This is a genomic window from Buchnera aphidicola (Aphis glycines) (assembly GCF_001280225.1).
Lineage (GTDB): Bacteria > Pseudomonadota > Gammaproteobacteria > Enterobacterales > Enterobacteriaceae > Buchnera > Buchnera aphidicola_E.
Window position 1 is genome coordinate 390,564 of sequence record NZ_CP009253.1, and the last position, 13,499, is coordinate 404,062.

At 25.1% G+C, this 13,499-nt stretch carries 9 protein-coding genes; 5 read left to right on the plus strand and 4 right to left on the minus strand.

Translation table 11 applies throughout. The annotated features are described in order from the left end of the window. Positions 1-911: 911 nt before the first annotated feature. Entirely contained in the window at positions 912-2,684 is a 1,773-nt protein-coding gene (locus IX46_RS01805) for an ATP-binding cassette domain-containing protein (RefSeq protein WP_053940308.1), read from the plus strand. A 7-nt stretch (positions 2,685-2,691) separates the two neighbouring features. On the opposite strand, the gene IX46_RS01810 is transcribed toward IX46_RS01805, so the two are convergent. The 3 genes from IX46_RS01810 to IX46_RS01820 all read right to left on the minus strand — a co-directional run bounded on the left by IX46_RS01810 (position 2,692) and on the right by IX46_RS01820 (position 8,150). Then, positions 2,692-3,657: a rhodanese-related sulfurtransferase gene (locus tag IX46_RS01810; RefSeq protein WP_053940309.1), complete on the minus strand. Its 966-nt coding sequence runs from the start codon at positions 3,655-3,657 to the stop codon at positions 2,692-2,694. Positions 3,658-3,687: 30 nt separating this feature from the next. Next, positions 3,688-6,588 carry a valine--tRNA ligase gene (locus tag IX46_RS01815; RefSeq protein WP_053940310.1) on the minus strand — a complete coding sequence of 967 codons (2,901 nt, stop codon included), beginning with the start codon at positions 6,586-6,588 and terminating at the stop codon, positions 3,688-3,690. A 65-nt stretch (positions 6,589-6,653) separates the two neighbouring features. Continuing rightward, positions 6,654-8,150, minus strand: coding sequence for a leucyl aminopeptidase (locus tag IX46_RS01820; RefSeq protein ID WP_053940311.1), 1,497 nt, complete (start codon positions 8,148-8,150; stop codon positions 6,654-6,656). A 191-nt stretch (positions 8,151-8,341) separates the two neighbouring features. On the opposite strand from IX46_RS01820, the gene argF reads away from it, so the two are divergent. From argF to IX46_RS01840, 4 genes are all read left to right on the plus strand, one after another. Next, positions 8,342-9,358 carry an ornithine carbamoyltransferase gene (gene argF / locus IX46_RS01825; protein WP_053940312.1) on the plus strand — a complete coding sequence of 339 codons (1,017 nt, stop codon included), beginning with the start codon at positions 8,342-8,344 and terminating at the stop codon, positions 9,356-9,358. Positions 9,359-9,461: 103 nt separating this feature from the next. Beyond that, the gene (gene pyrB / locus IX46_RS01830) at positions 9,462-10,394 is read left to right on the plus strand and encodes an aspartate carbamoyltransferase (RefSeq protein WP_053940313.1); all 933 of its coding nucleotides are present in this window, start codon (positions 9,462-9,464) and stop codon (positions 10,392-10,394) included. Positions 10,395-10,403: 9 nt separating this feature from the next. Then, positions 10,404-10,862: an aspartate carbamoyltransferase regulatory subunit gene (pyrI, locus tag IX46_RS01835; RefSeq protein ID WP_053940314.1), complete on the plus strand. Its 459-nt coding sequence runs from the start codon at positions 10,404-10,406 to the stop codon at positions 10,860-10,862. A gap of 27 nt (positions 10,863-10,889) precedes the next feature. Continuing rightward, positions 10,890-11,270 carry a Rid family detoxifying hydrolase gene (locus IX46_RS01840; RefSeq protein WP_053940315.1) on the plus strand — a complete coding sequence of 127 codons (381 nt, stop codon included), beginning with the start codon at positions 10,890-10,892 and terminating at the stop codon, positions 11,268-11,270. Between the two features lie 65 nt (positions 11,271-11,335). Here IX46_RS01840 and IX46_RS01845 read toward each other — a convergent pair whose 3' ends face one another. Next, positions 11,336-13,135, minus strand: a complete 1,800-nt coding sequence (locus IX46_RS01845) for a DEAD/DEAH family ATP-dependent RNA helicase (protein WP_053940316.1) — start codon at positions 13,133-13,135, stop codon at positions 11,336-11,338. Between the last annotated feature and the right edge of the window lie 364 nt (positions 13,136-13,499).

Genomic DNA, 13,499 nt, shown 5'->3' on the forward strand with positions numbered 1-13,499 from the left:
GAATATCAAAAAATTAAAAACATGGAATGACTGAAAAAAAATAGACTGTTTTCGTATATATGATAGAGATATACCTAATTATAATATTGTTGTACATGTTTGTAAAAACTGGTTAGTTATTCAAGAATATCAAGTTCCAAAAGAAATAAATATACATAATTCTTATAAAAGATTATGCGATGCAATGTATTACACTAAAGAAGTATTATCTATTTCAATTAATAAGATAGTGCTTAAGATAAAAAAACAAAAAAATTACAATATCAAAAACTTTTTAATAGTAAAAAATTTTTTATAATTCAAGAATATAAGACTAAATTATTAATAAATTTATTTGATTATTTAGATTGTGGATTATTTTTGTAACATCGATACGTAAGAAAGATTATAAGTACGATATCACATGGTAAAGATTTTTTAAATTTATTTGCATATACTGATAGTGTGACTGTTTTTACTAAATTAAGAGGAACTAAAAGTACAACGACTATAGATATATCCAAAAAATATATACAGTATTCTATAAAAAATATGTCAATTAATAATATAATTGGAATACAACATTCTTTTATCCAAACAAACTGTTTAGAGTAGATCGAATCAACTTATCAAAAATTTGATTTAATATTTTTTAATCTACCAACTTTTTCAAATTCGAAAAAATGAAAAAGTTTTTTGAATTAAAAAAGATTATCTTAACTTATTAAAAATTTTAAAAAAACTTTGCGAAAAATGGTTGTATTATTTTTTCAAGCTCTAAAAATAATTTTAAATTAGATTTTGATAAAACTAAAAAAATGAAAATATATGTTAAAAATATTACTCATTTAATGCAATCAAAAGATTTTTTAAATGAAAAATATTACTCCTGGATAATAAAACATACATAATGAATTTTAAATGAGAACAATATGAATGTTATTAGTATACAAGATGCTTCTTTGTCATTTAGCGATTTAGAAATACTAAAAAATACTTCTTTTTATTTAAATAAAAATGAACGTGTTTGTTTGACTGGAAAAAATGGAGTAGGAAAATCAACTCTATTAAAAGTGATCAATAAAAAACAAGATTTAGATTCAGGTGTAGTTATCTATAGAAAAAACATTAAAATATCATATTTATCTCAAAAAAATTTAGATCATTTAAATATTTCAATTTTCGAATTTATTAAAAAAAAATTTAAAAAAATTAATCTTCACGAAATCCTAAAAATAGAAAAAATCATTGAAATATTAAATCTTAAAAAAGATACTTTACTTTCAGAAGCATCTGGTGGATTTTTAAGAAAAATTGCATTAGGCGCTGCATTAGTAAATGAACCTGATATATTATTACTAGATGAACCCACTAATCATCTAGATGTCAATACAGTAAAATGGTTAGAAAATTTTTTAAAAAATTTTTCTGGGAGTGTTGTATTCATATCACATGATAGATTTTTTATTAATAATATATGCACAAGAATTATTGATCTTGATCGAGGAAAACTTAGATCATTCCCAGGAGATTATAAAAAGTTTATTATATTAAAAAATAAGAATCATGAAATTGAAAAAATTCAAAAAAAATTGTTTGATCAAAAATTAAACAAAGAAGAAATTTGGATTAAAAAGGGAATTAAAGCACGAAGCACAAGAAATGAAGGTAGAGTAAAAAATTTAGAAAAGCTAAGAAAAGAAAATGAAAATTATAAAAAAATAGAAAAATTTGAAAATATTTTAATTAATGAAACTAAAGATTATTCTGGAAAAATTATGTTTCATTTAAAAAATATAAATTTTTGTATTTCAAATAAAAAGATTATTCACAATTTTTCTTCAATAATACAATATGGTGATAAAATAGGATTTATAGGTAATAGTGGTTCTGGTAAAAGTACTATGATAAAAATACTCATAGGAGAAAATAAAATCAAAACAGGATGTTTCTACTCAAGTAAGAAGGTGAAAATAGCATATTTTGATCAAAATCGAACAATATTAAATCCTAAAAAATCTATTTTAGATAATATTAATGAAGGGAAAAATGAAATAATAATTAACGGAAAAAAACATTATTTAATAGGATACTTAAAAAAATTTTTATTTCAACCATACGAATTAAAACGATTAGTAAAAACTTTATCTGGTGGAGAGTGCAATAGATTACTTTTAGCTAAATTATTTTTACAAAAAAACAATACATTAATTCTTGATGAACCTACGAATGATTTAGATCTAGATACATTAAAATTGTTAGAAAACATTATTATTCGGTATTCTGGAACTGTTATAATAGTCAGTCATGATAGAAGTTTTATTCAAAATACGGTTAATCAATATTGGATGTTTAAGGGTAACGGATTAATCACTAAACACTTAAATAGCTACAACGAAATAATAGATAAAAAAATAAAAAAAGATAAAAATAAAAAAAATATATATGTTTTAAATAAAAAATTAAATTTACCAAACAAAAACAAGCTCAAAAAAGAAACAGAAAAAATATTAAATCAAATTGAACAAATAGAAAAAAATATTACAATTTTACAAAATAAAATAAATCAACCTGAATTTTTTAGAAAAAATTTTATTAATCAATTGCCTATGTTGAAAGAATTAGATTTAGAAGAAAAAAAATTAGAAAAAAAAATAACATATTGGGAAAATTTAGAAAAAAATATAAATAACTCCAATAATTAGTTTCAAATTAAACATTATTTTTTTTTAATAAAACGTTAGCCTGTTTCATACAATCAAAAGAGCAACAATTTTTAAAATTGATTGCACAGCTATGACATTGAATAAACAATAGATGACATAAATTAAACATACAATTTACATAGTTATTTGAAGGCTGATTGCATTGTGTACAAAGAGATAAAACATCTTCTGATATTTTTTCGCTCATTCGATTATCAAATACAAAATTACTTCCTTTAAATAAAATAGGTAATCTATTTCTTTTTGCTTGATTTACATACCCAATAATTCCACCTTCTATGTGATAAACATTCGTAAAGCCATTAAAAATCATCCAAGATGTTGCTTTTTCACAGCGAATACCACCGGTACAATACATTACTATTTTTTCATTTTTAGCATAACTCATAGTTTTAATTATATTTTTTAACTGTTCTCGAAACGTATTGCTTTTAATTTCGATAGCATTAGGAAATCGACCTATTTTATATTCATAAGAATTTCTCATGTCAATAAATATTATTTTTTTATTCTGAATCATTAAATTAACTTTTTCTGCATTAACATATGTTCCAACATGTTCAAATTTAAATAAAGGATTTTCAATACCATCATTTACAATGTTTTTTTTAACCTTGACAGAAAACATCCAAAATGCATATACATTATTAAAACTAAATGTTTTATTAATACGTACGTTATTTAATTCCGAGTCAAATTGATATAAAAATTTTTTAAAACTCGAATAGATATGAACAGGGATACTAATTTGAGCATTTATTCCTTCATTAGCAATATATACTCTACCTAATATTTGATATTGTAGAAAATTTTTATAAATTTGATCTCTATAACTTTGAGGATCTTTAATATAAAAATACTTATAAAATGAAAGAATTAAACGAGGTGTTTTTTTTAAAAACATATTATTTTTTAATGCTTTTTTAGAACTACGATTATGTAAAATTGACATAATAAACCTATAATATAATAAAAATAAATGTTACATTTTATCACGAGATAAATTATTTTCATTTTCATTTAAAAGATTATTAAAAATTTTTATTTGACGCGATAATTTAGAATATATTTCATTTAAATTTTTTAATTTTTCTTTTTCTTTTTGTATAATATTTTGAGGAGCATAACGTAAAAAATCTTGATTTAATATTTTTTCTTTTATAGATATAATTTTTAATGTAATATTTTTTATTTCTTTATTTAATCGTTTCAATTCAATTTTTTTATCTATTATATCAAATATAGGAATTAAAATTTCTACGCCATCAATAATTTTTTTAATAGATAATAAAGGTTCTTTATATTTTTTAGAAACAATTTCAATTTTATCTAAATGAACTATATTTTTTAACAATAAAAAATTTTCTTGAATAATTTTTTCTCGATCATAAGAGACATTTTTTAAAAATAATGATAATAATGTTTTTGAACCAATTTTCATTTCAGATCTAATATTTCTTAAAGCAATTATTATTTTTTTGATCCAATGCATATCTAATAAAATCTTTTCATTAAAAAACAAATTATTATATTTCGGAAAAGGTTGAAGCATAATCGTTTTTTCTTTAATATTTTTAATTTTTTTAACACGTTGCCAAATGGTTTCAGTAATAAAAGGTATAATTGGATGTAATAATTTTAAAAGTTTCTCCAAAATATCCACTAAAATATTTTTAGTATAATATACATCTTGAGATGAACCAGATTTTATAATTAATTTAACAAACTCTAAATACCAATCACAAAAAGTATTCCAAGTAAAATCATATAAAATATTCGCCGAAACATCAAATCTATAGTTATCTAATGAATTTCTATATAGTTTTACTACCTTGTTAAACTCCGTTAAAATCCATTTATTTATAAACATCATATTATCATTTATTTCAAAATGAAAGAAACGATGATTATTGGTATTCATCAAAACAAATCGACTAGCATTCCACAGTTTATTACAAAAGTTTCGATAACCTCTCAATCTACTCATATCCCATTTTATATCGCGTGTATTAGAAGCTAAAGCGCAAAAAGTAAAACGTAATGCATCTGTACCTGTTGGACTAATTCCATTTGGAAATTGCTTTATAGTACGTTTTTTAATTTTATAAGATAGTTGTGGTTTTAATAAATTATGTGTTCTTTTCTTAATTAAATCATTTAACGTAATACCGTCTATCATATCCAATGGATCAATAACATTACCTTTCGATTTTGACATTTTTTGACCTTCCTCATCACGTATTAAACCTGTAATATACACGTTTTCAAAAGGTACTTGAGATATACCAAAATTATCTTTAACAAGATACATAGTTAACATAATCATTCTAGCAATCCAAAAAAAAATAATATCAAAACCGCTCACTAATACATTAGTGGAATGAAAAACTTTTAAAAATTTTGTTTTTTTAGGCCATCCTAGTGTGGAAAAAGTCCATAACCCAGAAGAAAACCAAGTATCTAAAACATCTTCGTCTTGAATTAATTTTATATCATTTGATATTTTATAATTTTTCCGTATTTCATTCTCATCACGTCCAACATATATATTTTTTTTACAATCATACCAAACTGGAATACGATGCCCCCACCATAATTGACGTGAAATACACCAGTCTTCAATATTGTTCATCCAAGATAAGTACATAGCTTCATATTTTGATGGAATAAAATTAATTTTTTTTTCTTTAACTGCAGAAATCGCTAAATTAGCTAATTTTGATGTTTTCAAGTACCATTGATTAGTCAACATAGGCTGGATAATGACACCACTTCTGTCGCTATGAGGTGTAAGAATTTCACATTCTTCAACTTTTTCCAGTAATCCTATTTTTTTTATTTCCTCAATGACTTTGATTCTTGCAGAAATAATATCTAAATTTTGAAACTTATTCGGTACTAATGAACTATATATATTAGATATTTCGCCTTTATAATTATAAACATCAAAATTATTTTTAATTTTACCATCAAACGTGAAAATATTAATCATTGGTAATTTATGCCGTAATCCTACTTGGTAATCATTGAAATCATGTGCAGGTGTAATTTTTACACAACCCGTTCCTTTTTTTAGATCTGCATATTGATCTGAAATAACAGGTATGATTCTATTCACTAACGGACATATAACAAATTGACCAATAAACTGTTGATAATTTTTATCTTGCGGATTAATAACTAAAGCTGTATCTCCTAGTAATGTTTCAGGTCGAGTTGTGGTAACTGTTAAATATTGAATCTGCTGATTATTTTTTTTTTGATTAAAAAAAACAGGATATCGAATAAACCATTTTTTGCTTTTTACTAAACGATGCTCTACTTCTAGATCGGAAATAACTGTTTCTAATTTTGAATCCCAATGTACTAATCTTTTTTTTTGGTATATTAAATTATCTTTATAAAAAATAACAAAAGCTTCTTTAACAGCATTGCAAATATCAGGATCTAAAGTAAATTTTTCACGATCCCAATCAACAGAATTTCCTAAACGTCGCATTTGTTTTGTAACGATAAGATTATATTTATTTTTCCATGACCATATTTTTTTAATAAAATCATCTCTATGATAATCTTTTTTAGTTTTATTTTCTGTAAGATATATATCACGTTCAACTAATACTTGTGTTGCTATTCCAGCATGATCTGTTCCAACTTGCCATAACGTATTTTTTCCTTGCATTCTGTGATAACGAATTAATATATCCATAATAGTTTGTTGAAATGCATGCCCCATGTGTAAATTCCCAGTAATATTAGGAGGTGGCATCATAATACAAAACGATGGTTGAGTTGCATCGTTACTAGGTTTAAAATATCCGTTTTTTTCCCAAAAATTATATAAAGATTCTTCAATATGCTGAGGATTGTAAGTTTTTTCCATTGTATTTAATTATTTTCTGTTAACAAGTAATGTTTTTAATTGAATATAAAACGTTTTAAAATTATTTAGCATTCATTTAATTTTGATATATTTAATAAAAACTGAGACAAAAGTTCGACAGGACGTCCTGTTGATCCTTTATTTATACCAGATTCCCAAGCAGTTCCAGCAATATCTAGATGTGCCCAATGGTATTTTTTTGTAAATTGCGATAAAAAACACGCCGCTGTTATTGCTCCAGCCCCGCGATTTCCAACATTAGAAAAATCAGCTATATTAGATTTTATATCTTTTTCATATTCTTCAAATAAAGGTAATTGCCAAACTTTATCATCTGTTTGTTGAGCAGCTTCTTTTAAATTATTTACTAAAGTTTGGTGATTAGAAAATAAACCAGTAACATCATGTCCTAATGCAGTAACACATGCACCAGTTAAAGTGGCAACGTCAATTACTATATTCGGTGAAAAACGTTCTATATATTTGAAAACATCACATAAAACTAAACGTCCTTCAGCATCTGTATTTAATACTTCCACTGTTTTTCCAGACATAGTATTTAAAACATCACCGGGCCTGAAAGAACTTCCTCCTGGCATATTTTCACAACTCGCTAAAACTCCAATAATATTTAAAGGTAAATTTAATTCAGCAGCCATAATTAACGTTCCGTAAACCGCAGCTGCACCACACATATCATATTTCATTTCATGCATGTTCTGAGAAGGTTTGATAGAAATACCTCCAGAATCAAATGTTAATCCTTTTCCTACTAATATAATAATTTTTTTGTTAAGAGTATTTTTTGTAGAATATTGAATAACAGACATATATGGCTTGTTTTTTGAACTACTCCCCACTGCTAAATAGGCATGCATACCTAAACTTTTCATTTTTTTTGAATCAATAGTTTTTACTTCAATATTATCTTTATATATTTGAGATAATTTTTCCGCTTGTAGAGATACATATAATGGGTTACAAATATTAGGAGGTAAATTACTTAATTTTTTTGCGGCTATTAATCCAGCACTAATAGCTTTAGCATGTTGTATAGCAGTTTTAGCTAATAAGAGTAAATTTTTATCTTCTATATCAAATGTAATAGATTTTAAGTAGATTTCTTTTCTTAAAAATGTACTTATGTCAAAAATTTCTTTTTGAACATCACTAATTATTTTCCGAATAAACCAGTATATTTGATTCTTATTGCAATGCAATTCAGTTAAAGAAAAAAATATATTTTGAATAGATTTTTTATTTAACATCGGAATAATTTTTTTAATAACTTTTGTTAAACAAAACAAGTTAAAGTTATTTTTTGCTCCGCATCCTACCAGCAATATTCTTTTCGAGATAATATTTGGAACATTATATAACAATAAATGTGTTCCTATTTCTCCGTTAATATCTCCCTGATTAATTAATTGACTAATATAACCATCACTATATTTATTTAAAATGTCAGCGGACATTGTTAATTCACCAAATTTAAAAACACCAACAACTATACAATCTGTTTTCACTATATTTAAATTTAAGTGATCTAAAAAAAATTTCATAATATATCTCTATAATTTTATTTTTTACAGTTTATAATGTACAAAGCAGCCATAAATAATTTAATTAAAAATAATAAAATATTATATACTATAATAGTATGAAAATATTCAATCATTTAAGATTTTTTATTAGTTTCATTTTTATATATATTTAAAACCCATTGAAATCTAATTTTAAGAGAATTGAAATTATGAATTATCTTTATCAACGTGATTTTTTAAGATTATTAGACTTTTCTAATATAGAATTAGAAAGTATTATTATATTATCTAAAAAACTAAAAAAAATAAAAAAAAATAATCAAGAAACTCAACTATTGAAAAAAAAAAATATTGCCTTAATCTTTGAAAAAGAATCTACTCGTACAAGATGCTCATTTGAAATTGCCGCATTTGACCAAGGTGCACATGTAACTTATCTTGGGCCAGGAAGCACTCATTTTGGTACAAAAGAATCTATTGAAGATACAGCGCAAGTTCTTAGTCGTTTATATGATGGAATTGAATATCGCGGTCATAGTCATAAAGTAATAGAAACATTATCAAAATACTCTGCTGTTCCTGTATGGAACGGATTAACTGAAAAATTTCATCCTACACAAATCATAGCAGATTTATTAACAATGAAAGAAATTTTTCCAAAAAAACAATTTTTTGAAATAAAATGTGCATATGTTGGTGATTCACATAACAATATAGCAAATAGTTTGCTAGAAGCTTCAGCTATTTTAGGGATAGATCTACGTTTAGTTTCTCCAAAGCAATATTGGCCAGAAAAAAATATTTTAAATATATGCAAAGAAAAAGCTAAAAAAAATAGCAGTAAAATAACATGCACTGACAATATAAAAGAAGGTGTAAAAAATGTAGATTTCATTTATACAGACGTTTGGGTATCTATGGGGGAACCAGAAAAGCAATGGAAAGAAAAAATAGCATTATTAAAAAATTACCAAGTTAGTCAAAGTATGTTAGATATGACTGATAATAATTCAGTCAAAGTATTACATTGCCTCCCTGCACTGCATAGCCAAAAAAACATTATAGTTAAATCAATTTTAAAAGAATATAATTTTCAAGACGGAGTAGAAATTACAGATAGTGTTTTTCAAAAAAATAAAAATATTATCTTCGAACAAGCAGAAAATAGATTACACACTATAAAAGCTATTCTCATATCTAGTCTTGTTAAAAACATTAATTTTTAGCGAAATATATAATTTATAAAATAATTATTTGTTACTGTTTCTCATCTTTTTCAAAAATAACAATAACTACTTTTTCTTTCTCTACAATTAAGGAATTTAGAAGTTGAGAAACTCTCTATATAAAAAAAGCATAATTTCAATAAATGATCTTAGACGCGATGAACTAGAATTAGTTTTAAAAAAATCTGCCATTTTAAAAAAAGAACCTGCACCTAATTTATTAAAAAATAAAATTATTGCTAGCTGCTTTTTTGAAGCCTCTACTCGTACACGATTATCTTTTGAAACAGCAATTTGCCGATTAGGCGCTTCAACAATAGGTTTTTCTGATGGGAATAATATATCTTTAGGGAAAAAAGGAGAATCATTAGCAGATACTATTTCAGTAATTAGTTCGTATGTAGATGCTATTATTATTCGACACCCTCAGGAAGGATCGGCTCGTTTAGCCGCAGAATTTTCGAATAATATACCAATATTTAATGCTGGAGACGGATCGAATCAACATCCTACGCAAACACTTTTAGATTTATTCACTATTAAAGAAACTCAATATCGACTTGATGATTTAAACATTGCAATGGTAGGAGATTTAAAATATGGACGAACTGTACATTCTTTAACACAAGCATTAGCTAAGTATAATAAAAATAAATTTTTTTTTATTTCTCCTGATGCATTAACAATGCCAAATTATATTAACGATATGCTTTTAGAAAAAGAAATTGCTTGGACGAGATGTCAAAACATAGAAGAAGTTATTTCTGAAATTGATATTCTTTATATGACTCGCGTTCAAAAAGAAAGGCTGGAATCTACAGAATATGCAAATGCTAAATCAAAATTTATACTAAATACTAAGATTTTACAAAATGCACGCAGTAATTTAAAAATATTGCATCCTCTACCGCGTGTAGATGAAATTAATTATGATGTTGATTATACACCGTACGCTTGGTATTTTAAACAAGCAGCAAATGGTGTTTATGCACGTCAAGCCATATTATCATTAGTGTTAATAGAAAATCATTTTTAATAAGAAAATATGCAAATAAATAAACTACAAGTAGAAGCTATAAAATGTGGTAGCGTAATTGATCACATTCCATCTCAAATAGGTTTTAAACTATTATCTTTATTTAGATTTACAGAAACAGAAAAACGCATTACTATTGGTTTAAACTTGCCCTCTCAAAAATTAGGAAAAAAAGATATTATTAAAATTGAAAATACTTTTTTAAGTGAAGATCAAATAAATCAATTAGCTATTTATTCACCATGTGCCACGGTTAATTATATTGATCAATACAACTTAGTAGGAAAAATATTTCCAAAATTACCTAAAACAATAGATCGTATTTTAATTTGCCCAAATAGTAATTGTATTACTCATGATAATTTTATTAATTCTAGTTTTATTTTTGTCAAAAAATTAGATAAAAATATGAATTTAAAGTGTCAATATTGCGAAAAGGAATTCTCTAAAAATATAGTTCTATTATAGATAAATTTGATTAAACAATGGTGTAATATGAATATTATTAATACAAAAAATGCTCCTCAACCAATTGGACCATATTCGCAGGCTATACAATTCGAAAATTTTTTAATTATATCTGGCCAAATACCAATTGATGTAAAATCTGGATTTATACCAGAAAGCATTGATGAGCAAACATATATAGTATTAAAAAACATAAAATATATTCTTAAAAAATCTAAATATCAAGTAAAAAATATTGTCAAAATAACAATTTTTACTATTGATTTAAATAAAATTCAGATAATTAATGAGATATATGAAAATTTTTTTTTAAAAAATAAATCCTCTTTTCCTGCAAGATCTTGTGTAGAAGTGAAAGCATTACCAAAAAATGTTAAAATTGAAATAGAAGCTATGGCATATAGATAAAAAATAACGATGAATGTACTTAATTATTTATCAAGTTTCAATATGCCGCAAAGCGGCATAAAAAATTAAATATTTTTACGACGGAATGAAGACGATTTTATTTCATTTTTAGCAGAATGAGATTGCATTACACGATTTTTATCAAACCTGCGATTAGAATTTGAATCTTTGCTCAAAATAGATCGATTATATGATTTATTTTGATAATATTTGAAATTTCGAAGTAATTTGATATTTATTGGCTTATTTAAAATTCTTGTTTTCATTAATTTCTGTAATAATTCTTTAGATAAACCTAAAGGTAATTCAACAATCGAATATGAAGAAAATAATTTGATATTACCAATGTTACGACTATTTATATTTCCTTCATTAGCAATAGCTCCAACTATATGACGTACTTCAATTCCATCATTACGACCAACTTCAATGCGATATAAATCGATATTCTTTATTTCGTTTCGATCACGACGATGCCGAGTATTTCTATTTTCTTCTTGTTTATAATGATTTTTATAAAAGCCTTCTTTATTAGGACGTTTTAATAGATCTTTTTTAATAATTAAAGGACGACCTCCTTGAGCCATTTTCAATAAAGCTGCTGCAAGAGTTTTAATATCTAGATCGTCAGGAAAATATAATTTATCTAATAAAGACACATATTCATTTAAGTCTTTACTTTCAAGTTGTTGTTGTACTTTTTTCGCAAATTGTTGAAGACGTTTTTCGCACAACAATTCAATTCTTGGTAATTGTACTTCTGGAATTGATTGATTAATCGTTCGCTCAATATTGCGAAGCAATCTACGCTCACGGTTTTCTACAAATAATAGTGCTCGACCTGCTCGACCTGCTCGACCTGTACGTCCAATACGATGCACATAAGATTCAGAATCCATAGGAATATCATAATTAATGACAAAACTAATTCGATCAACATCTAAACCACGAGCTGCAACATCTGTTGCAATTAAAATATCTAATCTACCATTTTTTAAGCGTTCTAAAGTTTGTTCTCTTAAAGCTTGGTTCATATCTCCATTTAACGCCGCACTGTTATATCCATGTTTCTCTAAAGCTTCGGAAACTTCTAAAGTAGCATTTTTCGTTTTGACAAAAATAATTGTAGCTGAAAATTCTTCTACTTCTAAAAAACGAATTAAAGCATCTGTTTTTTTTCCATATACCATCCAATAACTTTGTTTGATATCAGGACGTGTTGTTATATTAGATTTAATTCTTATTTCCTGAGGATCTTTCATAAATCTTTTAGAAATACGTCGTATAACTTCTGGCATTGTTGCTGAAAATAAAGCAGTTTGATGTTCTTTTGGTATTTTTGACATAATTGTTTCTACATCTTCTATAAAACCCATTCTCAACATTTCATCTGCTTCATCTAAAACTAAACCATGTAAATTAGAAAGATTCAGAGTTCCTCTTTTCAAATGATCTAATAATCGACCTGGAGTTCCTACAACAATTTGTGGGCCTTGCTTTAATGCTCGTAATTGCAATTCATATCGTTGACCTCCGTATAAAGGTAATACATTTACTCCGACCATATGTTTAGAAAACATAGAAAAAGCTTCGGCAACTTGAACAGCTAATTCTCTTGTAGGAGCCAAAACTAAAATTTGCGGTGCTTTTAAATTAATTTTTAAATTATTCAATAATGGCAATGAAAAAGCAGCTGTTTTTCCGCTACCAGTTTGTGCCATTCCTAATACATCTTTTCCTTTTAAAAGTAACGGAATACAAGCTGCTTGAATAGGAGATGGTTTAACATATCCCATTTCATTTAAAGATTGAATAATTAAAGGATTTAAACCAAGAAAAGAAAAATTTTTTTCAGTATGAGTCATGCAATAGATATGCCTTTTAAGTTACATTGGCCAGTCTACATAGCTCATGATGAAAATATATATATTATTTATTTTCATTGAAAAGTGTCAACCGGCTACAATTAAATAATCTAATAAATACAATACGAAATAAATAATATTTATTGCTAATGATTAATGAAGATATAACATTAGCAACTAATTGACAATTTTAAAAACAAAGTATCTATTTATTAGGAAAGAAAATCAACTACAAAAAATAAAAAAATTATTAATTATATATTATATTTCAAATATATTTTTTTAAAAATATAAATTTATACTTTATAAAAAAACAAAATTTTTTCTTTTAAAAATCTAAAAATAATGTATTTTAAGTAATTAT

What these genes read in the sequence shown, in the direction of transcription:
- IX46_RS01805 (WP_053940308.1), top strand. Translation starts at nt 912, where the DNA reads ATGAATGTTATTAGTATACAAGATGCTTCTTTGTCATTTAGCGATTTA.
- IX46_RS01810 (WP_053940309.1), bottom strand. Translation starts at nt 3,657, where the DNA reads ATGTCAATTTTACATAATCGTAGTTCTAAAAAAGCATTAAAAAATAAT.
- IX46_RS01815 (WP_053940310.1), bottom strand. Translation starts at nt 6,588, where the DNA reads ATGGAAAAAACTTACAATCCTCAGCATATTGAAGAATCTTTATATAAT.
- IX46_RS01820 (WP_053940311.1), bottom strand. Translation starts at nt 8,150, where the DNA reads ATGAAATTTTTTTTAGATCACTTAAATTTAAATATAGTGAAAACAGAT.
- argF (WP_053940312.1), top strand. Translation starts at nt 8,342, where the DNA reads ATGAATTATCTTTATCAACGTGATTTTTTAAGATTATTAGACTTTTCT.
- pyrI (WP_053940314.1), top strand. Translation starts at nt 10,404, where the DNA reads ATGCAAATAAATAAACTACAAGTAGAAGCTATAAAATGTGGTAGCGTA.
- IX46_RS01840 (WP_053940315.1), top strand. Translation starts at nt 10,890, where the DNA reads ATGAATATTATTAATACAAAAAATGCTCCTCAACCAATTGGACCATAT.
- IX46_RS01845 (WP_053940316.1), bottom strand. Translation starts at nt 13,135, where the DNA reads ATGACTCATACTGAAAAAAATTTTTCTTTTCTTGGTTTAAATCCTTTA.